This window comes from Prevotella nigrescens (assembly GCF_031191185.1).
GTDB classification, from domain to species: domain Bacteria; phylum Bacteroidota; class Bacteroidia; order Bacteroidales; family Bacteroidaceae; genus Prevotella; species Prevotella nigrescens.
The window spans coordinates 42,501-64,854 of the sequence record NZ_CP133465.1 but is presented as its reverse complement, the minus strand read 5'-3'; the positions used below and the strand labels follow the sequence as shown (position 1 = coordinate 64,854).

The following is a 22,354-nucleotide window of genomic DNA, read 5'->3' as shown; positions in this document are numbered from 1 at the left end:
AACCCATCTTCAACCTCAAACAACGACACGAATGAAACGTAAAATATTAGGTTTTTTGCTTTTGTTGCTTGCTGTTTCGGCGCACGCACAAAAACAACGTTTCTTCAATCTTACGGTTGAAGATGTTACGATAGACTCTTTGCTTCCGCATTTCACCTATGCCATTCCTATCGGCGAAAACTATGCGGACTCCGTTTACCAATTAGAAATACGCTATCCTGAGTTTCTTGATATGAGTTCTGCGGACATTGCGCATTACAATGCGTTGTCGGGTGCACCGCTTCCGACTTTGCCCGAGATACAACAGCAAATGGTAGTGGAACGCAAAAAAGGCATTCTTGAGTTTTCGCTCGTTCCCATTGTGGAGCGCAATGGCAAGAAGCAGTTCTTGGTTAGCTTTATGATTGCGCTTACTTCAAAGCCTCGCAATGCTCGCCAAGTCCGTGCCAATCGTGCTGCATCAACAGGCAGCACGCAACTTTATGCTGCTCATTCTGTGCTGTCATCAGGCAAATGGGCTAAAATTCGTGTACCTGCCAATGGTATTTACAATCTTACTGCCGATGTCGTGCGCCGTGCAGGCTTCTCCGATTTAAGCAAAGTGCGCATCTATGGATATGGTGGTAATCTGCAAAACGAAAAAATATCGTCGGCTTATTTGAAGGAGTTTGACGATTTAAAGGAAGTTCCAAGCTGCCTTATTGGTGGTAAACGCCTCTTTTATGGTCGTGGACCGGTAAGTTGGGACAGCAATACGGCAGTGGTTCGCACACGCAACCATTATTCCAACTATGGGTATTACTTCATTACCGAAAGCACGGAAGCCCCCTTGACGATAGATGCCGACGCTTTTCTCGCATCGGTATATCCAACCGCTGACGACTATCATAGCCTGCACGAAGTGGAGAATTACAGTTGGTTTCCGGGTGGACGACGCTTTTTTGAGAATACTCCTATTCCCCTTGGAAAGTCGCAAACCTACACATTCAAAAACGAAACGAAAGCAACCAACCGTACTTTTGCCATCGGTGTTTCGGCAGGAAAGGGACGGACAACAGTGCAAGTAGAGGTGAATGGCGCAAAGAAAGACGAACTAAAGCTGTACACTGGCGAGTTCGACTTTGGTGCAGAGGTTGAACGAATATACACTTTGGCTGGACAGAACGATGTCGATTCTATAAAGATAACCACGCTGTCAGGAGGGCCTGCACGCTTGGATTATGTATCAATGACCTACGATAAGCCTCGTTCTGCCCCGAACTTGGCAGAAGGAACTTTCCCTGTTCCTGAATATGTGCACAACATTACCAATCAAGACTTACACAGCCACATCCCCGTAGACCTTGTTATTATCATTCCAACCAGTCAGAAGCTGCTGAAGCAAGCACAACGTTTGGCAAGTTTCCACGAACAGCACGACGGAATGAAGGTACGCATTGTGCCTGCCGACGAAATATTCAACGAGTTCTCGAGTGGTACTCCCGACGCCATGGCGTATCGCCGTTACATGAAAATGCTATACGACCGTGCTAAGACCGAAGCCGAAATACCGAAGTCGCTCCTGCTTTTTGGCGATTGTGTATGGGATAACCGAATGGTAACACCCGAATGCAGGCATCTAAATGCTGACGATTACCTGCTCGCTTACGAAAGCAACAACTCTTTCAGCTTGACCGATTGCTATATAAACGATGGGTGGTACACGCTTATGGACGAGGGAGAGGGCGTTAATCAGTCCAATATTGACAAGGAAGATATAGGTGTTGGACGTTTTCCAGTAACTACAGTTACCGATGCACAGACTGTGGTAGACAAAACCATCAACTATGCAACCGATAAGAATGCAGGTGATTGGCAGAACGTTATTATGTTTATGGGCGACGATGGGAACAACAATCTCCACATGAAAGACGTCAATGAAACAGCTGAAACCATCATGACGGCCTATCCAAACTATTTGGTAAAGAAAGTTATGTGGGACGCTTATACCCGCATTGGTACCTCTACGGGCTTTACATATCCCGAAGTAAGCTCTGTCATAAAGCAGCAACAGGCACAAGGTGCGCTCATAATGGACTATGCCGGGCACGGTTCTGAAATACAGATATCGCACGAAGCCGTGCTGCGCATTACCGATTTCCAAAACTTTACCAATGCCCATCTGCCGCTTTGGATTACGGCAAGCTGCGACATTATGCCTTTCGATGGAACGATTGCAACCATCGGAGAAGAGGCAATGTTGAACAAGAAGGGTGGATCGGTGGCTTTCTGGGGAACTACCCGAACCGTATATGCGAGTTACAACAAACATATTAACACGGCTTTCTTGAAACATGTGCTGAGCTTTAAGGAAGGTAAGCCAACCACACTGGGCGAAGCGCAACGCCTGGCAAAAATAGATATGATAAGCACTGGGCAGGACCAGACACTCAACAAGCTGCAATACTCGTTGTTGGGCGACCCAGCCTTGTCGCTTAATTTGCCCACTTTGGACGTTGTAATCGACTCAATTGATGGTATCGCAATCAGCAATTCAGGTCAGATTGAACTGAAAGGCGGTGCCATTGCCACGGTGAAAGGACACATCGAAAGGAATGCAACGAAGGTGGAAAACTTCAATGGGCTGATGTCTGCTACCGTGCGCGACACCCGAGAACTGATAACTTGCAAAGGACAGGAAGAGACTACGGACATTCCATTCCGCTACTACGACCGCCAGAAAGTACTCTATAATGGTTCCGACAGTGTTCGCAATGGTGAATTTAGGTTCACTTTTGCCGTTCCCCGCGACCTTAATTATACCAATGGCACTGGTCTTATAAATGTCTATGCAGTAAGCAACGACCATACTTTACTGGCGAATGGTGCAGAAGACAGGTTCAGTATTAACGGCTCAGAGCAGGTGAGCAACGACTCCATAGGTCCTTCCATCTATTGTTATCTCAACACGCCATCGTTTGTAAATGGTGGCAAGGTGAGCAGCACACCTTATTTTGTGGCTCAGGTAACCGACGCCAATGGCATCAATGCAGCAGGCAACGGAGTTGGGCACGATATGCAATTGATTATAGATGGCGACATGATGCGCACCTACAACCTTAACGATAACTTCCGTTTCGACTTTGGCAGCTACACGAAGGGTACAACTTTCTTCAGTATTCCTGAACTGTCTGAAGGGCGACATCAGCTGAAGTTCCGTGCCTGGGACATTCTCAACAATCCTTCTACTGCCACACTCGACTTCACGGTAGACAAAAGAATGGCTCCTGACATAGAAGATGTGAGCTGCACGAACAACCCTGCCAAGACAGAAACAACGTTCATTGTAACCCACAATTATGTTGGTTCCAATGTAGACGTAGAGTTGGAAGTGCTTGATATGTCGGGGCGTTTGTTGTGGCGACACAAAGAAAGTGGAATCTCATCGGGCAACGCTTACACCAAGAACTGGGACCTAACCATAAATTCTGGAGCACGTCTGCAGACGGGAGTTTATCTCTATCGTGTTCGGATAGGTTGCGGTGGTGCCGTGAAAGAGTCGAAAGCAAAGAAACTAATCGTAATAAACAATAAATAAGACTTTATGTACGTTTGTGTGATAGATTAAATGTTCGGAATGAACCTGAGATTATTGTACAAACAAACAGATAAGAATACAGAAAGAATGAACAAGTCGTATAGAATATTGAGTCTGTTCTTGCTTGCATGGATTGCTTCTGCAGCGATGGCGCAGGACAAGAAAGACATCTTCAACCCAGTAAACCATGCCGTTACTTCGCAGATGATTGCACCAGATGCCCGTGCCGCTGGTATGGGAGACGTGGGGGCAGCTACCGACCCTGACGTAAATTCGCAGTATTGGAACCCAGCTAAATATCCGTTTACAATATCGCGTGCAGGTATTTCTCTGAACTATACGCCTTGGCTGCGACAGTTGGTGAACGATATGGACTTGGCTTATCTTTCGGGCTATTACCGTATTGGCGACTACAGCGCCGTATCAGGGTCCTTGCGTTACTTCTCTTTGGGTGAAGTAACAGCTAACGGTTCAGCTGCCATGACCATCAAACCTTACGAACTTTCAGCCGATGTAGCGTACTCGCTAATGCTGAGCGAGAAGTTCTCGTTGGGTGCTGCTGTGCGTTGGATATACTCTGACCTTACTTACGACTTTAACGAAGAGACTTCACCGGGGTCTGCTTTTGCTGCCGATATCTCGGCTTACTATCAGAACTATATTAATATAGGCAGTCGCGAATGCCAGTTGGGCTTGGGTCTGAACATCTCAAACATTGGTTCCAAGATTACGTTTGGTGGAGATAATCGTTCCGAGTTTATTCCTACCAACTTGCGTCTGGGTGCATCGCTGATGATTCCTGTCGACGAATTCAACCGCTTCACCATTGCAGCCGATGCCAACAAGCTGCTTGTTCCTACCTATCCACAACGTCGTTCAGATGAGTCGGAAGTAGATTATCAGGACCGTTTGCAGAAGGAATACTACGATGTGTCGTCTATTTCGGGTATCTTCAAGAGCTTTAGCGATGCTCCGGGTGGTGCAAAAGAAGAACTTCAGGAGGTAAACTGGAGCGTTGGAGCAGAATATGTGTATAACGACAAGTTCTCGTTGCGTGCCGGTTACCACAACGAAAGTGAGAATAAAGGTAACCGAAAGTACTTCACAGTGGGTGCAGGTTTCAAGATGAGCGTCTTCTCTCTCGATGCCGGCTACGTGATTGCGACGGCAAAGAGCAATCCGCTCGACCAGACCTTGCGTTTCACTTTAACGTTCGACATGGACGGAATAAAAGACTTGTTTAATAGAAAGTAACACTTAATGCTGCGAGGAAGGAAACTTCCTCGCAAACGTTTCTGAATATGATAAGAGTAGGAATGGGCTACGATGTCCATAAACTTGTAGAAGGTCGTCCACTCTATTTGGGTGGTATAAAGATAGACCACGCGCTTGGTTTGCTGGGTCATAGCGATGCCGATGTGTTGCTGCATGCTGTTTGCGACGCCCTGTTGGGAGCAGCAAACATGCGCGACATTGGCTACCACTTTCCCGATACGGCTGACGAGACCTTGGATATGGACTCGAAGGTGATACTGCACAAGACCATAGAGCTGATAGCAACAAAGGGCTATCGTGTAGGAAACATAGATGCTACGGTGTGTGCCGAACGTCCGAAGATTAATCCACACATACCTGCCATGAAAGCTTGTATGGCAGAGATTATTGGTTGCGACGAAGATGCAATATCCATCAAAGCCACCACTTCAGAGCGAATGGGCTTCGTTGGCAGAGAAGAAGGTATGGCAGTCTATGCCGTTTGCCTGATTGAGAAAGCCTAAACTTATACGTTCCCTTGTCTGTTGTTCCTGCCTCTAATTACCATTTAAAGCACTATTACTGAACAACTGTTAAATTAGAGCCTTAACTGTCAAAATCAACGAAATGTACTTCCGTGCCCCACGGGTCCGACACTCGTGCCCCACGAGTCCGACACCCGTGCCCTACAGGTTCGACACCCGTGGGCTATTGATATTCACTCACCGATTAGATTATTTTCACACCTATTGGTTGGGTACAGCCCTCGCCTATTTGCCGAAGACAACCCAACACCTTTAGAAGAGAGTATATACAACAAAATGGGCTGGACTCCCTTGGTATGGAATCCAGCCCAAATAGATATTTGTATAACAGTGTCGTGCTTTACTTCACAAGAACACTCTTTGTAATCTTCTGATTGCCCATAACAACCTTAACTACATATAAGCCCTTGCTGGTATTTGGCATACGAACGGCGTTGCCTGCTATGCCTTCTGCCTTGCTTATCAACATACCGGAAGTAGAGTAAACCTCTACACTGTAGTTGTCGGCTGCACTGTTCACAACTATTTCGCCATTCTGAACACTAACGGTTGCATTATTATCGCCTTCGGCAAGTGTGCTGATACCAGTAACGTAGGTTACAGGAATGCGCACGTACTGTGTCTTACCAGCCTGTGTCATGCTTACAATGATTGTAAATTCTTCGTTGGTATCGCCCTTAATGGTGAGCTTGCCCGTTGCTTCGTCTACTGTAACTTGGGCTTTTGTGCTGCTTGGCACAAGCTCTACAACAGCATACTTAATGGTAGCATTACTGCCATCGGGTGTAAAGTTAGCCGAAATGTCTACAGGTTGGCTTTGTGCCGTAATGGCTGCACCAGCCTTTTCGTTGCGTGTACCATTGAAGTTGTCGAAAGCGAAGTAAGCAGGTGTGGTAAGCCCATACTTATTCTTCTTTGTTCCTTCCATCTTGAACGATACCGATTTCACTTCGCCCAGCGAGCTAAGGTCTACCCATTGCCACGTATTCACAATGTAGCGGTCGGCTTCTTTCTCTGCACGATAGTCGGCTAAGTAGTATGTTACCTGACTTTCGGTACCATCGGCTTTCTTGCCTTTCACGATAAGTCTGAAGTAATCGCCCTTTTGGAAACCGCCAGCAACTGTAGACATGCCGTCGCCGTTCTTAATGGCATCGTATGCCCATGCGGTGTTCGTAACGTAGAAGCCACGAATGATGTCGCCATTATCCTTGTTCAGCACATCGATTGTACCTTGTTGCGGAAAGTCAATGCCATAGTTTTCAGAGTTGTCGTAGCCCTTGCCAACAATGTTGCGCCATTGGTCTTGTAGTCCGCTGTAAGTTGTGGCTGTCTGGTTAGAATACGTACAATCCATGTAGGTATTGTAGTCTGGATATGCCGTGTTATGGAATTTATACGAACCACTGAGGAAGTAGCCATTACCTTTGCTGCCGTTCCAATAGCTTTCGCTGTCCAAGTAAAGGTTTTCGAGCGTGGCAGTAACAGCATTGCCCTTTACAATAACATCGCAGACAGCCTTAGCGGTCTTGCCATTCTTGTCTACAACCTCTACGGTGTATTGGTCGCACTCGGTGGGAACAACGTTGGTTTCAACCTTCTGGTGCTTGCCGTTGTACCATGTTATGGTGTAAGGCTCTGTTCCATTGGTTACAGTAGCCTTGAGGTTGGCTGGCTGTCCTGCTTTTACCGTTATGTTTTCGGCAGTAACTACTGGTTCGGGGATAGGTGCAGGCTTTGTAACCTTGAATGGTTTAGTAGTCTCAACCTTGCTGTCGCCACCACGTGTACCTTCGTAAACAATGTATACCACGTAGGTTTCGTCCTTCGTTAAGTTGCTGAGCGTATGCACAACCTCGGTATCCTTGCTGACAGAGATTGCCGTGCCATTGCTCTTGACATCGTCTACAGTAGGAGCAGCCTCGGTCTGTTTCTTTACAAGAATGTAAGCCTTGCCATTTCCGTCTGTCTTAATCTTCACGTCAGCAGAGTTGTCGGTAATGTTCACAACTGCAGGATAACCATCTACTGACTTAGGAATTACAACTTCTTCAGAGAACTCGTAAGCACCCATTGTTGGGTGGTTGGCGTTGCGTTGCTTGTTGTTGATGTCTGTTTTGGCATAGTCGAGCAATACAGTGTTTACCAAATGTCCAACTTCTTTTGGCTCCAACACTTCAGTGTCTAAGAACTCTACCTTCTCGTTGTAGCTGTCTGTCTCTTTGGAAGCAGCCTTCCAATCGTTGAAGCTGGCATATTTGCTTTTACCGCATGTAGCAAATGTCTCGCCTGTTGTATAGAGGTTGTTCCTTAAGAACTTAATAGCATCGGGCGTTTTATTGCCTACAATAGAATAGACGTAACCGCCAGCTTCGTTCTGAAGAATGTTCTGAGTAACCACAATGTTGTTTGCATCAGATGGTAGTTTCAGCAGATCAGCCTCTGCGGCCGTACCGCGGAGCACAACTGTGTTGTGTGCAAAGTTAATGTTTGCAGACTCATCTCTCTTATCGAACACAATACCATAAGAGTAGTTGTCGTTCGTCTCGTTTATAATAGAGTTGTTTACAACAGTTGCAGGCGCAGCAGCGTCGGCAATGATGGAACGGATATAGATAGCACCCGAATAGCTCTTCGTCTTCAAGTTTATCTTGTTCTGCTCTATCTTAACCTCTCCTTTCGAAGTTATATCAATGGCTTTAAATTCTTTCTTGTCGCTTTCTGTATTGATTATGGTGTTGCCAATGATTTCGGCATCGTCTTCGTTGCTGACATAAATAGCGAAGTTGCCATTGTTCTTGAAGGTGTTGTTCAGCACCTTACCTCCAACTTCTTTTGGCAATACCACAGTGCCGGTACCACCTAATCTGATGCCTTGCTGTCCGCCTTCAAGTATAGAACCTTTCAACGTAAAGTAGTCGTTGTTCTTGTTGGCTTCGCTACGTGCATACATATTAACAAGAGTAATCTTGCTTTGATAGTCGGTGGTCATTTTGGCGTGAATGTAGCAATCTTCAACAGTTACGTGGCGGCTTTGGTTACGAACGTGAACAACCGAAGGATATTTCACGCTTTCATCTATGGTAACTTCAACGCCACGAAGTGTGGTGTAGGTTGCACCATCGAAAGTAAACACGCCATGTTCTTTTGCCATCTTATCTTCAGAATAGCCACCTGCATCAAACTGATTGTTGTGTATCTTAACATCAGAAGACTTGCCTGTAGACGAGGTGATGAGCAATGTGTTGTTTGCCGACATACCAGCTATTGCAGGGACAAACACATTCTCCTTGTAGTCGCCTGGCTGAATGCTGATGGTTACAGGACCATCGATGCCATCTTTCAAAGCATCGATAGCCTTCTGAATAGTCTTGTATTCCTTATCTAAACCTACTTCGAGCGTTCCGCTTATACCCTTCTGAATGGTTGTAGTAGCTGTAACTGCGGTTGCAGGAGTTTCGGTTTTGACATTAGTTGTGATTGAAGCGAGAGCAGCAGAAGCCTTGTCGCCAGCGCTGGCAGTCATCGCAAGGTCGTAAGCAATCCAGAAATGATAAATGCCACGGTCGTTCATTATATATGTACCCTTTACCTCGTATGGACTTGTTGTTGTTTGTCCGAAGAGATTGATGGGAGCGAAATCCTTCTCCAAACCTGTTGCATACACCTTTACGTTCTTAACAATAGAGCCATCGGTTGCCGTTATAGCGAATTTCTTGATATCTACTGTTCCATAGTCGCCAGTAGTTTCTACGTCTACACGCATCATTGCGATGTCGGTAGAACCTTTCAGACTCTTTTCAGCAACAACGCTTTCGCTCTTCACAGATGCCACTGCGAGCTTTGACAACTTAACACTGCTTACTTCTATAGCAAAGCCATCGCTTGAGTAGTTGGTTGTGTAGCGAATAGTGAGCTTACCGTCCGGAGATTTGGTAATAACCTCTTCAAGTTTCGGATTTCTGCCAAATACCAAGTCTTCTTTCTCCTTTGTTTCACCACCATAATATATATACATCTTGTTTCTGCCAGCTACGTCCCATTGCTTTGCCACGAGCTTGATTCCATAACCAGGACTTGCTGGAGCAAAGGTAATTGTTCCGTCGAAGTTCTTAGTTTCCTTTCCGTTCGCCCCACCATCGTCGTAGAACATTACTGACTTGCCATCAGCAATCACCTTTGTCGGGTTCTGACCTTTCTGGAATACTACGATGTTCTTTACCACACGCTCGCCATCGGGGTCTCCATTTGTAATGTTCTGTGTCGTTGCGCCGAAATTAAGTGCAGTGAGTGCTGCATCGAGTTTGGTATCTGCCTCGGCATCGTCCTTTACATCGTATCGAACGCATAGCCAGTTGTTGCCTTCTACGAGTGCGAGCGGTTCGGTAAACAGAATGTCGAGTGAATTGTTTGCTCCTAAATCGGTTACAGCTGCAACTGTCTTGGCAGTACTCGTTGCCTCTTCTTTATCGCCTGTGCTCAACACTGTAACCTTGTTTACAGCTTTCTTTGCACCTTTAAGGTCGAGTGTTATACCATGGAGCTTAAGTTCGCCTTGGTCGCCTTCTGCCTTAACATTAAAGCTGATGATGTCTAAGCCCTTAGCACCAGCCGCAGCAACATCGGTAGAGAGTTGGTTTACAACAGCCTCCTTGAAAGCAAGCGGTTTGCTTTCGTATTCTGCAACTTCTGCCTCGAAGCCATCGCCAGTGTATGAAGAAGCATCAGTCTTAGGATTAAAGACTACAGTCAGTGCACCATCGGCAGCCGTTGAGCGCAAAATCTTCTTAGGACCGACCGATGCTGCATCGTGGCTGTCAAGTTTCCAAAGCAATTTACCATGCTTGTCGGTGCCACTATAAACAGCAAATTCAGCCCGAACACCGTAGTATTTGCTGCTTGAATACATAATGTCGAAACGTGAGAAGTCTATCTGAATCTTCTTTCCAGTATGGACAGGCAAGAAAGTCATGGTACGTTCTTCTGTAGAAGTTTCGTATCGAGTGGTATCAGAGTTTGCATTTTTTGTCTTGAAAGTAAGTTTGTTGTTTACTTTCCTCGTATTGTTGCCTTTTACAAACTCTACAATGTTCTTAACAGTTCTGTCGCCAGCAGGGTTACCGTTTGCAACTGTATGTATGCCATCGCTAAGGGTTGCACTTACAAGTGCGGCATCAACCTTTTGTCCTTCTTCCGCCATCTCGTTGATGTCGTAAGTCAGCCAGAACCAGTTATCACCCTCAAAGAGCGTAAAGGCTTGTGTGGTTATCTCAAATTCATCGCCGTTTACATCTGCTTCGCCTATCTTCTTGGCAGACGAGAACGCATCAGATGCCTTTGTTGCATAAAGTGTAGCATGGGCTATCTGTGTCTGCGTACCATTTGTTTTAAACTTGAAACTTGTGGTTGTAAGTGGATTCAGTGTCTCGGTTGCTTTGATGTTGAAACAAAGAATTTGCTGTCCCTTATCGCCTGCACATACCGTTCCGTCAGTAAGCTGCTTCACATCGAAGCTGTTTACTTTCATTTGCTGCGGTGTAAACTGAGACACGGTAGCTTCCCAACCGTCTTTTTTCATCGCATAATCGTTCTCAAAGACGATTGTAAGTGCACCATCGTCAGCCGTAGATCTTACGATACCGGTCTCCTTCTGCGTGAAAGTCTTCAGCAAGTTTGCAGGCTTTGCTTCTTTTCCGCTGTAAACCTTTACGAACTGGCTGTTTGTTTCGCCTAAAGTAGACTTGAAGATGTCCATCTTGGTGAAGTTCACCATCACCTTCTTTGCTGGGTTCGCTGGTACAAAAGTAATTTCGCTGACGCGTTTTACTTCGCCTGACCGAGGAGTAGTTTGCCCAGTGGGTCCACCTTCGTCATAGAAATTAATACTATTGTCGCCAACAGTAATCGTTTGTTTGGTATTTGAAATCCTGACTTCTGTAGGCGTACTTTGTGCCATTACAGGCATAGATACTGCCGACAGTGCCATAGCTAACGACACCAATAGTAGTTTTGTGTTCATAAATACTATATATTAAATAAAAAAAAGATTTTCTCTCCTGTTTATAGTTACTCTTGTTCAGTACATCATGTCATTGTACACGGACACACACTTCAACCTCTCTGTAAACGCCATAGCGTGTACATTGAGCCTAAACCCATAGTGTGTTATAACAATGTTCTTACTTTCTACTTCTCGCCCCAACCCACAGAGGGCTCATGGAAGCATTGCAATGGCAGGTCTTCTGACTTATCGTCTGATCACAAACACCTTCCCAAGCTTTTATTTACTCAGTGGTATCTGTTTGTGTCTACAATGACGACTTACAGCAGCTGGACTGTTCAGGTCTTTCACCTGATTCCCTATTAATCGCTAATACGAACCTAATTGCAATGCAAAGTTAGTAATAAAAGATGAAACGAACTAAGGAATTAAAATATTATTGATGAAAATTACAGACCATTTACACCCCACGAGTGGAGTGGTATGCACTTATACCCTACGAGTGGGGTATAAACATACAAAGTGCTTAATATAAAATGACCCACTTATACGAACTCGAAAAACATCTTTTAGAAAGACTACTCATAGGGGCAGTTTGCTTTTTGACAATAAAAAGTAATGACATTAAGTTAATATAAAAATACATTCACATATCACTTAAGTTATACTTTGCATATAAAACAGAGCAGATAATCGCAGAGGACTTTCAAAAAATACGCATTCTGTCGTTTATCGGTTGTTGGAAACATTCGTTAAATATTGCTAACTTTAAAATGTTTCATTATAAACTTTCCCCAACCAACTAATAATTTGCTATATTTGCATTGCTAAGCGGAGATAGGTTGGATAGACTGTAAACAACATCTTATCGGCTATAAATCCTGCCTGAGATACTCGCAAAACAATTAAAGACATTCAATAAAAACGAACTTAAACACAATATCTAATTAATAAAATTTGCATACAATATGGCAAACGAGACAAACAACAAAGAATTCCGTATTGAAAGCGACCTCTTGGGCGAGCTTCAAGTACCAGCTAACGCATACTACGGTGTGCAGACACAGCGTGCAGTGAACAACTACCATATCTCTGGAAAGAGAATGTGCGACTACCCAGACTACGTTATCGCAATGGCTTACGTTAAGTTGGCTGCTGTTGAAACAAACCGCGAGTTGGGCGAAATCAACGACGAAATCTGCGATGCTATGGCACAGGCTTGCCGCGAAATCATCGACGGTAAGTTCCACGAAGACTTTGTTACCGATATGGTACAGGGCGGTGCAGGTACATCGGTGAATATGAACGCCAATGAAGTTATTGCTAACCGTGCTTGCGAAATACTCGGTCATCAGAAAGGCGAGCACAAATACTGCGCTCCTAACGACCACGCCAACTGCGGTCAGTCTACAAACGATGCATATCCATCGGCTATCCACTTGGCTCTAATCCGTATGAACAAGACATTGGTGGAGAAATTGGCAAACCTTGTTGCTTCTTTCCGCAAGAAGGCAGAAGAGTTCAAGAAGGACATCAAGATGGGTCGTACACAGCTCCAAGACGCTGTTCCTATGACAAGCGGTCAGGAGTTCAACGCATTCGCCAACCTGCTCGAAGCTGAAATCGCCAACTTGAACAAGAGTGCAGAAATGTTCCTCGAAATCAATATGGGCGGTACTGCAATCGGTACTGGCTTGAACGCAGCACCAGGCTTCCCTGAAGTATGTGCAAAGAAACTAAGTGAGCTTACTGGTTTGAAGTTCAGAGCAAGCGAAGACCTCGTTGCAGCAACTCCTGATACAACCGACCTCGTGAATTATAGCGGCGCAATGAAGCGTTTGGCTATCAAGCTCTCTAAGATTTGCAACGACCTTCGTCTCATGGCTTCTGGTCCACGTTGCGGTCTCCACGAGATTAATCTTCCTCCAATGGCACCGGGTTCAAGCATCATGCCAGGTAAAGTGAACCCTGTTATCCCTGAAGTTACCAATCAAACCTGTTTCAAGGTGATTGGCAACGATACAACCGTAACACTCGCAGCAGAAGCTGGACAGTTGCAGTTGAACGTTATGGAGCCTATCATCATGCAGTGCTTGGTAGAAGACATTACGTGGTTGGGCGAGGCTTTCGACACTCTCCGCGAGAAGTGCATCGACGGCATCACTGTAAACCGCGAGCACAACGCAGAGATGGTAAAACACTCTATCGGTATTGTAACTGCACTTAACCCATATATTGGCTACAAGAACAGCACGAAGATTGCCAAGAAAGCACTCGAAACAGGCGGTTCTGTTTACAACATTGTACTTGAAGAGGGTGTCCTCACAAAGGAACAACTCGACAAGATACTTTCTCCAGAGCACATGCTCGATTCAGAAAAGAAAGTAAAATAAGGTTAAACTCTTATCATACATAAAGCTTTAAAAACTCTGTGCGGCTTTGCACAGAGTTTTTTTATGCGCTTATACAACATAATACCCTATCTTTCTTTGACAGTATACCATAGTGAACACGACTGAAATTTATTGGAAATAATGATTAATCTTAAAGTATCGAAACAAAAGCATCAACAGAAAAGTGTATTTTCAAAGCTCTAATTTTACAGGAAAAGTGTATTTATGCTTGCTTATTTCAAAAGAAAAGTGTATTTTTGCCACAACAGAAACATTGAAAAAGTGTATTTATGCTGTATAGAAAGATAGAAAAGTTTATAAAAAGCCATCTACAATCGTCTGATGACAAGATACTCCTGATAGATGGAGCACGACAGATAGGTAAATCGTATATCATTCGCTATGTTGGACAAAAGGAGTTCAGCAATTATATTGAAATCAATATGGAGGAAGATAAACTCGGCGACCGTTTGTTTGCCGACGTTCGTACCGTGCGCGATTTCTATCTTACACTAAGTATTAACTTTGGCAATAAGATGGGAGACAAACACAACACGCTGGTGTTTATTGACGAAATACAAGCATACGACCACTTGTTCACACTCTTGAAGTTCCTCCGTGAAGATGGCAGATTCACCTATATTGCCAGTGGTTCGCGCTTAGGAATTGCCTTAAAACAAACAAGTTCACTGCCATTGGGCAGCATACTCATCAAGCACATGTACCCACTGGATTTTGAAGAGTTTCTCATTGCAAATGGTGTCGGGCAGATAATACTTGATACACTATACGACAATTTTGCAAAAAGGAAACCTATGCCCACCGCTATCCACAATAAACTAATGAGTTTGTTCAGACATTATCTTCTCTCAGGTGGTCTTCCCGACGCTGTAAATAAATTCATTGAAGAAGATAACATACAGACAACCCGAGCTTCGCAAGATGCCGTTTATCAAAATTATGGTATTGATGCTGCAAAATACGAGCAGATGACAAACCGCCGATTAAGCATTCAACGTATCTACGAAATGATTCCTTCTAATTTAGAGAAAACCAAGAAGCGTATCATTGCTAAAGATATTGAGGGAAAAACAGGTAAGCGAATGTCCAATTACGCAGAAGAGTTCGAATATCTGATTGCATCTGGCATTGCTTTAGAGGTTAAAGCGATTAGCACACCTACATTCCCTCTGATACAAAACAGCGGTAAGAATCTTCTGAAACTGTATATGAACGATGTTGGTCTGCTAACTTCCATCTATTATCGCAACAATCCAAAAGCAGTGCTCGATGATGTCCCAAGTATCAATCTCGGCTCTGTTTACGAAACAGTTGTTGCACAAGAGCTAAAGGCACACGGCTTCTCGCTTTATTACTACGACAACAAGCAGAACGGAGAAGTAGACTTCCTTATAGATGATGTCGAGCATTTGAGCATTACACCGATAGAAGTTAAATCGGGAAAGGATTACAAAATACATAGTGCCTTGAATAAATTTGTTTCCAACAAGCATTACAATATCCACCGTGCATACGTCCTTTCAAACGAACAAGAAGTGAGCGTTGCCGATGGCATCACCTATATGCCCATCTATTATATAATGTGTTTCAAAAACGAATAACCTCAATTGGTAGTTAAATTGCGCTGTCTTTTGCCGTAAATGCCAATTGCTAAACGTTACTATGACAGTATCTATCTTGCCCCACCTATGTAAAGATAATGATTTTAAAGCAATCCCAACTAACGACACTTCCGATTTATTGTTCTAAAATCAAGTAAATGGGGCAATAAATTTAACACTAACGGAAAGGGGAAAATAGAGAAAAAGAGAGCTGGAAAATAGGGATTGAAAAGTGAAAGTGCCGCTTTTGCAATGCAAAACAATAGGTTTTACACGCTAAGATATTTATTAAAGTGTATCTAATTGAAAATAAAGAAGTTATCTTATTGATACAACTAAACTGGTAACGATTTAGAAACGAGCAAACTACTTGGCTCCGCTGTTTTCTGCCTAACAAAGAACGCTTGTTATTCTGTTTGCAAAGATAATACTTTGCTGGCGAATAACAAGCGTTTTTAATGAGATATTCTTCTTTCTGCACTTTTCTAATACGATTTTTGATAGGGTTATAATCCTCGTCCTCGCTTCTTCTTTCTGTTTGCTTGGTTTCTGAGTTTGCGCTGCCACGCTGTCTCGGCATAGTCATAACCTTGCGTAGTTGGTGTAATGGATTGTATTCCCCATCCCCTCGTTACTGACAGTTTTCTTTTCCATTATTCTATCTGAATTTATGTTTGACTTGTTTTGATTCATTAAAGCCTTTAGAAGGTATCATTAAAGTGCGTATTAACTCTATTGGTAAGATAGTTGCAGTAGGTGAATACGATTAATATAACGTGAGTTCGATGAATTCAGAACAATGCAAGCTGTGTATCAATAGTCCTTTGCAGATTTATGCACGGCTCCTTTGGAAACAGACAATAGGCAGCAATAGCCCCTAATAAGTTGACGATGAAATTGTCAAAGCATCTATGTCTGGAGTGTTCCACTTGTGCAATGTTCTTAAGTTCATCATTCACCGTTTCTATAATGGCTCTTTTTCTGAGTAAAAGTCTGTCTGAAACACTCATTAAAGCTCCTTTCATGTTACTTTTCAATTTGGTAATAAGTTGTATTCCGTCAACAAAAAGCCTTTGAAAGAGGTTCTTGCCGATGTACCCTTTATCACCGACCAGCTTACCATAGATGAAATCTATGAATGCCTTGTACTCCAAAGGTTTACGGTCATCAACATCTCCCGGCGTTATCATAAAGTTGAGAAGCTCTCCTTTCTCATTGCAAATCAAATGCAACTTGAAACCGAAGAACCAACCCATGGAGCATTTTCCTCTTTGAGCTATGCCTTTGAAAACCTTGTGAATATGTATTCTTTGGTTTTTGCAGACACGCAGTGGTGTGCTGTCAACGAAGCTTATGCCCGTACATTTGCCCAACAGGACCTTCTTGATAAACAAGGTTAAGGGTACGGCTACCTCCCTTTCCAATTCTACTAAACGGTTATAAGAAACAACATTGGAAAACAGATGGTGAAGATGCTTGCATACTTTTTCAAGATAGAAATGTTTAAAGCAGCGATAACACAAGAATTTTGCCAAAGAAATATTTCTTGACTTTTTCAAGATAGAAATGTTTAAAGCAGCGATAACCGGAGCCGTGGAAAAGAATCATTATCAGCATGACTTCAGCCTTTGACATTGTAGAATTTCGATGATATTTTCTTTTTTCAGTAGCTTTTAACGTATATTTTGCTGTCATTGCATCAAAAAACTTGCAGAAGTCATCTGCCATACAAAAGATTTCAGTAACTTTGTCTTCGGTGATCATAGCGATTTTTGTTTGTAATTGTTTGTATGTTAGCACCTTAAAGTTACAACAAATTTCGCTAATCACCAAATTTATAGGCACTTACAATTCGTCGAACTCACGTTAATATAGATAGCTTATGATAAAGAAGACATTATGTTTTAGCAATCCTGCCTATTTAAGTTTACAGAATGCACAATTAGCAATTCGTTTGCCCGAAGTAGAAACATGCGATGACCTGCCTGACGGTTTTAAAAAGCAAAGCGAGCGTACAATTCCAATAGAAGACATTGGAGTTGTACTACTCGATAATAAGCGGATAACCATTACATCGTCTGCATTAGAAGCTCTGATAGAAAACAACTGCGCAGTGATTACCTGCGACAGCAAGAATATGCCCATCGGACTTTTGCTGCCTTTATGTGGTAACACAACGCAAAGCGAACGCTTCCGCACCCAAATAGAAGCATCGTTACCGTTAAAAAAACAATTGTGGCAGCAAACCATTAAGCAGAAAATAAGCAATCAGGCAAAACTTCTAAGCATATACACCAACACCGATGTAGGCTGTATGTATGCTTGGGCAGACAAGGTTAGGAGTGGCGACCCCGACAATCTTGAAGCTCGTGCAGCTGCTTATTATTGGAAAAATCTCTTTTCTGATATTCCTGATTTCGTAAGAGGACGCGAAGGCGAACCACCTAACAACCTGTTGAACTATGGATACGCCATATTACGTGCCGTGGTAGCACGCTCTTTAGTAGCCAGCGGATTGCTCCCAACATTGGGTATTCACCACCACAACAGATACAATGCCTATTGCCTTGCCGACGATATTATGGAACCTTACCGCCCTTACGTCGATGGCTTGGTGTTAGATGTAATGGCGTCAACTACCGATTACAGTGAGCTTACAAAAGATATCAAGATGAAACTCCTTGCTATTCCTGTACTCGATACAACAATTGGAAACAAAAAAAGTCCATTGATGATAGCCACACAACAGACAACTTCCTCACTTTACAAGTGCTTTAGCGGAGAGCAAAGAAGAATGGTTTATCCCGAATTATAAAGGCTATTAGTGGAAACTTATAGATTTAGTCAATACAGAAGCATGTGGTTAATGGTATTTTTTGATTTACCCACAGACACAAAAAAAGAGAGAAAAGCTGCCACTGTCTTTCGTCAGAACCTAATAAAAGATGGTTTCACAATGTTCCAATTCTCCATTTACATACGTCATTGTGGCAGCAAAGAGAACATGGGAGTACACATCAAACGTGTTTCCTCCTTCATTCCAACATACGGAAAGGTCGGAGTTATGGGTATTACTGACAAGCAATTCGAAGAAATAAAACTCTTCTATGGACAGAAACCGCAACGCCCGAATGCTCCTGGGGCACAGTTAGAACTCTTTTAATTCTTCTTTTAGAAAAAGAGGGTCTTATAAGTGAATTATGAAACCCATTGTCTTACAATCCAAAAGAGCCTGTTTTGCACGGCAAAACAGGCTCTTTTGGATTGTAAGAACTATACTTTTGCAACATCAAGGTATAGCTGTTACTTTTTTGAAGAAATATTCTCACATTATGAATACATTGCTGTAGTTTTCTTCTTTCATCAGAAAAAATGGTCTATGCTTCACTAAACGAGGTTTCTACTGCCCTTTATATCTTCTTTTTAAGTTGTTGGAAACGTTGCTGGCAGCGTTTCTTATAGTTGTAATGGAAAATGTGTTTTTCTATTTTTCGGAAGTTATACATAAACGAGAAACGCAGTTTGTCGATGAACGACGGCTTTCCGTCAGCGTAAATGGAGCGTGGAATGCGCACGAAATAAAGGTCGGCAATGGTATCGAAAGCCGAAAACTGACGGTGTTTGCGCTCGAACAGCCACACTTCGGAGTAGAAGCGATTAGCCGAAATAACGTCGGGTTGGAAGTCGGGCAACTGTCGAATGTGTGCCGATGTTGCCCACCAGAAACTGCCCGAATACATAGTGTAGTTACGAGGAGGCCAGCGATAGCAGCTGTAAGTGTCGAAACCGTTCGACAAAGCGTTTACAGCCACGCGCCATTTGTCGAACACAAAGTATTCCAACATCTCGCGCCACGCCTCTATTTTCTGTTGGAAGGCACGGAAAAGGCGGTCGTCAGACACCAACGACTGATAGGAAATGCCTTTTGAATGGAAGTAATATACAAGGCAATCTTCGCGCTGGCTGAGTTCCTTGATGAACTGTAGGGCAGGGTATTCGTATTTTTGAGGGTTGGTAGAGAAGGCTATGAGTTCTACCTTCTCGCTGTCAATCAGTTGTTTTAGCGCATCAACTTTAGCTTCGTCGGCTGCAATACAGCTGATAAAAAGCTTTTTGGTAGCTGCCAGCAGTCCGCTGTTTTTCAGGTTCTCTATTTGCTTTTGTGCCAGTTTCTCCCACCCAGTGTCCAACATAATGTGGTAAATGCCATAAATGGGGAGGTGCTTTTGCGGTGCAACGTCCCATTGGCGAAGGTCTTTCCGTTCGTAGACGTGAAAGAGCGACTGGCTGATTCGGTGGAGAATATTGGCTGCCATAAACTATTGCTTCAAAGATTCAATAAGGCGGTGGAACATTTCCTGTAAGCCGTATTGGGGCGTCCAGCCCAACTGTCGCACCTTATCGGTAGACAAACGCAGCTTTGTTGTAGGCGAATAGCCCATATTATCTTTTAGTTCTACTACAACCTTCACACGTGGATTGAACGTTTCGGCAAGGAAGGTTGCCATATCCTTTATGGAGATATAAGTGGTTTCGTTTGCCACGTTGTAGGCTTCGCCGTCTTTGCCACGCAGAAGTATGTAGAGCATAGCGGCGATGGCGTCAGTCGTGTAGCAATAGCTTCGGCAGAGTTCGCCCTTTGTGTGCATCACAATATCCTCGCCCTTGATGACGCTGCGGGCAAATTGCGCAAACACACGGGTGTCGTCTTGTGCCACTCCTGCACCGAAAGTCTGTGCCAAGCGTGCCACTTTAGCGTGCGTTCCGTATTCCTTTGCGTAGTCGTGGCAGAGCGTTTCGGCAGCCCGCTTTGCCATTGGGTAGCTGCTGCGCACCGCCATTGGGTCGAGATAGCCCTGTGCTTCTTCGGTAAGCGGCGTGCTGTCGTCGGTAATGGTGCCGTAAACTTCCAACGACGATGCCAACAATACCGATTGGGTGTGGTTCGTGCGTGCGTAGTCGAGTAGGTTTTTCGTGCCGTTAAACACCGTAACCATCGTTTCAACAGGATTTTCCACAAAGTATTTTGAAGCCGTAGGACTGGCAAAATGTACGATGAAATCTATCTTTTCGGTAGGATTGAAGACCTCGTTTGCCGAAAAGTCGTAAGCATAAAACCCTAATGCTACATCTTGTTTGCCAAACATTGCTTCGGCTTTTGCAGTGTTTCTGACTACCGCCAATACACGCAGACCAAGACCCTGCTGGCGATTTAATGCCAACAGACAGCGCACCATACACGCTCCGAGCAGTCCTGTCGCCCCTGTTACGGCAACCGTCTTTCCGCGCAGTTCGTCTTTTAAGGCGAAGCGAAGGGCGAATTGCTCTACGTCTTGTTCGAGAATAGCATTCATTTCTATAAGCCAAAGATTTGTTGGTCTTCGTGAACCTTTACCATTGCACGGAATACGAAGAAGTCGGTGGGGGTGGTTATCTTTATGTTTTCCATTGGACCGATAATCGTTCCTAACTTGTAGCCGTAGTGGCTCATCATCGTACACGAGTCGATGAAGTTGTGTCGGTCTTCGCTTATCGCACGGCGGTGGGCTGAAAGAATGTCGAAGAGGTGAAAACTTTGCGGTGCGCGTGCTATCAGAGAGTTGGCACGTGTCGGAATTTCCAAGCTTCCGTCTTCTTGTTTTACGATAAACGTTTCGGTAGCAGGCGCACAGGTAATGCAAGAACCGCATTCCGCCACCTTATTTATATTGTCCGTTATGGTTTCTTCGGTTATCAATGGGCGCACGCCGTCGTGAATAAGCACCGTCGCAGCCTCGTCTTTTGCATACGTTTTGGCTGCACACAGACCGTTGTAAATGGAGTCTTGCCCTGTTGCTCCACCCGAAACAATCTTCACAACCTTGTTTATTTCAAACTTGCGGAGCATCTTTTCAAGGAACGGAATCCACTCTTTGATGCACGAAACGACAATGGCGTCAATCTGTGGGTGATTGTCGAAGAGTTCGAGCGTGTAGATGATAATGGGCTTTCCGTTTAGGTCGAGAAACTGTTTGGGGCGCGACTTGGTGTGCATACGTAGTCCCGAACCACCTGCAAAGATAACGGCTATGTTCATTTTTATGCTGTTTTTAGTTTTGTTTCTGTCTTTATCGTGCTTTCTACTCGTCGAAAAACACTACATCAACCTTGTGTCTGTCGCGCTTGTCGCGTGGCGGAAGATTCATAAACTCGCCGTAAGCGATACGGCAAAGTTCCTCCGCGTCGGCTGGTCCTTCAAACGTGTAGCCCTCGAAAACGATGTCTTTGTGGGGCACCATAATGCGCTTGGGGTTTTGTTCGTAGAACCACGCACCGTAAGAGTGCATATACAAGTCTGGATTGCCGAAGATTTTACCAATGAAACGGAACACGGGGAAGACGCCATAGTGCAACACATTGTAGCACGTTTGCGCCATTCGGGGGTATCGCCCTGCCATTTTAAGATTCACATTCACCGATAGTTTCGCTGCAAAACGTTGCAGCCAAGGTATCATATTGCCCTCGTAGGGGAATATATCGACATGCAATCCTCGATATTTCTGTGCTTCGTGGATACGTCGGTTCTCGCTTTCGGAGGTTTCGTGGCTGCGGTTTTCGGTTCTTAAATCGCGCAGACAAGCCCACTCTTTATAGAATCCACGGTCGGTAGAGTTGTCTTGCAACACGTAATGGGGGTGGGGGTGCACCTTGAGATAGTCGCATAGGCGTTTGAAATCCTTCTGGCTTACCACCATATCTATATCGTCGTCCCACGGAATAAAACCTCCGTGGCGCAACGCTCCGAGTACATTTCCACCGTCTAACCTCAGCGGAATGCCTATCTTCTTGGCTGTTTCCTGCAAGTAGATAGCCATATCGAGCATACGCATCTGTGCCCGTCGCAGTACCGAACCGTCAGGGTTGTAGTCCTGACGGAGGGTTTCTTGGGTTTCGCCGGTGTTGAATTGCTTTGTCATTCCAAT

General features: G+C 44.3%; 12 protein-coding genes, 2 pseudogenes and 1 riboswitch. Of the genes and pseudogenes, 7 read left to right on the top strand and 7 right to left on the bottom strand.

Translation table 11 applies throughout. From position 1 onward, the window contains the following. Window positions 1-31 precede the first annotated feature (31 nt). From porU to ispF, 3 genes are all read left to right on the top strand, one after another. Window positions 32-3,577 (top strand): type IX secretion system sortase PorU, encoded by a 3,546-nt coding sequence (porU, locus tag RDV52_RS02405; protein WP_004367324.1) that lies wholly within the window; start codon window positions 32-34, stop codon window positions 3,575-3,577. 87 nt (window positions 3,578-3,664) lie between these two features. Further along, window positions 3,665-4,831, top strand: coding sequence for a type IX secretion system outer membrane channel protein PorV (porV, locus tag RDV52_RS02400; RefSeq protein ID WP_036881912.1), 1,167 nt, complete (start codon window positions 3,665-3,667; stop codon window positions 4,829-4,831). A 47-nt stretch (window positions 4,832-4,878) separates the two neighbouring features. After that, window positions 4,879-5,355, top strand: coding sequence for a 2-C-methyl-D-erythritol 2,4-cyclodiphosphate synthase (gene ispF / locus RDV52_RS02395; RefSeq protein WP_004363976.1), 477 nt, complete (start codon window positions 4,879-4,881; stop codon window positions 5,353-5,355). A gap of 361 nt (window positions 5,356-5,716) precedes the next feature. On the opposite strand, the gene RDV52_RS02390 is transcribed toward ispF, so the two are convergent. Next, window positions 5,717-11,395: a DUF4465 domain-containing protein gene (locus RDV52_RS02390; RefSeq protein WP_004367326.1), complete on the bottom strand. Its 5,679-nt coding sequence runs from the start codon at window positions 11,393-11,395 to the stop codon at window positions 5,717-5,719. Between the two features lie 196 nt (window positions 11,396-11,591). After that, window positions 11,592-11,778: riboswitch (cobalamin riboswitch) on the bottom strand. A gap of 567 nt (window positions 11,779-12,345) precedes the next feature. On the opposite strand from RDV52_RS02390, the gene RDV52_RS02385 reads away from it, so the two are divergent. Together RDV52_RS02385 and RDV52_RS02380 are read left to right on the top strand one after the other, a co-directional pair. Beyond that, on the top strand, window positions 12,346-13,770 hold the full coding sequence (locus RDV52_RS02385) for an aspartate ammonia-lyase (protein ID WP_004363978.1): 1,425 nt from the start codon (window positions 12,346-12,348) through the stop codon (window positions 13,768-13,770). Between the two features lie 290 nt (window positions 13,771-14,060). Next, window positions 14,061-15,392 (top strand): ATP-binding protein, encoded by a 1,332-nt coding sequence (locus tag RDV52_RS02380; RefSeq protein ID WP_004367327.1) that lies wholly within the window; start codon window positions 14,061-14,063, stop codon window positions 15,390-15,392. A gap of 506 nt (window positions 15,393-15,898) precedes the next feature. Here RDV52_RS02380 and RDV52_RS02375 read toward each other — a convergent pair. Both RDV52_RS02375 and RDV52_RS02370 read right to left on the bottom strand, forming a co-directional pair. Further along, window positions 15,899-16,000, bottom strand: a pseudogene (locus RDV52_RS02375) (relaxase/mobilization nuclease domain-containing protein); the annotation flags it as partial. 183 nt (window positions 16,001-16,183) lie between these two features. Next, window positions 16,184-17,156: pseudogene (locus RDV52_RS02370) on the bottom strand (IS982 family transposase). A gap of 118 nt (window positions 17,157-17,274) precedes the next feature. Here RDV52_RS02370 and cas1 point away from each other — a divergent pair. Beyond that, window positions 17,275-18,207, top strand: coding sequence for a type II CRISPR-associated endonuclease Cas1 (gene cas1 / locus RDV52_RS02365; RefSeq protein ID WP_004367329.1), 933 nt, complete (start codon window positions 17,275-17,277; stop codon window positions 18,205-18,207). A gap of 51 nt (window positions 18,208-18,258) precedes the next feature. Beyond that, window positions 18,259-18,555 (top strand): CRISPR-associated endonuclease Cas2, encoded by a 297-nt coding sequence (cas2, locus tag RDV52_RS02360; protein WP_050793646.1) that lies wholly within the window; start codon window positions 18,259-18,261, stop codon window positions 18,553-18,555. 247 nt (window positions 18,556-18,802) lie between these two features. Here the strand turns inward: cas2 and RDV52_RS02355 are convergent, their stop codons facing one another. The 4 genes from RDV52_RS02355 to RDV52_RS02340 are packed head-to-tail and all read right to left on the bottom strand — an operon-like array spanning window position 18,803 to window position 22,348. Continuing rightward, complete coding sequence (locus RDV52_RS02355; RefSeq protein WP_004367332.1) at window positions 18,803-19,708, bottom strand: hypothetical protein; 906 nt, start codon at window positions 19,706-19,708, stop codon at window positions 18,803-18,805. A gap of 3 nt (window positions 19,709-19,711) precedes the next feature. Continuing rightward, window positions 19,712-20,746: an NAD-dependent epimerase/dehydratase family protein gene (locus tag RDV52_RS02350; RefSeq protein ID WP_004367333.1), complete on the bottom strand. Its 1,035-nt coding sequence runs from the start codon at window positions 20,744-20,746 to the stop codon at window positions 19,712-19,714. A gap of 2 nt (window positions 20,747-20,748) precedes the next feature. Then, the gene (locus RDV52_RS02345; protein ID WP_004367334.1) at window positions 20,749-21,468 is read right to left on the bottom strand and encodes an IspD/TarI family cytidylyltransferase; all 720 of its coding nucleotides are present in this window, start codon (window positions 21,466-21,468) and stop codon (window positions 20,749-20,751) included. Between the two features lie 43 nt (window positions 21,469-21,511). After that, window positions 21,512-22,348 (bottom strand): LicD family protein, encoded by an 837-nt coding sequence (locus RDV52_RS02340; RefSeq protein ID WP_004367335.1) that lies wholly within the window; start codon window positions 22,346-22,348, stop codon window positions 21,512-21,514. Window positions 22,349-22,354 lie beyond the last annotated feature (6 nt).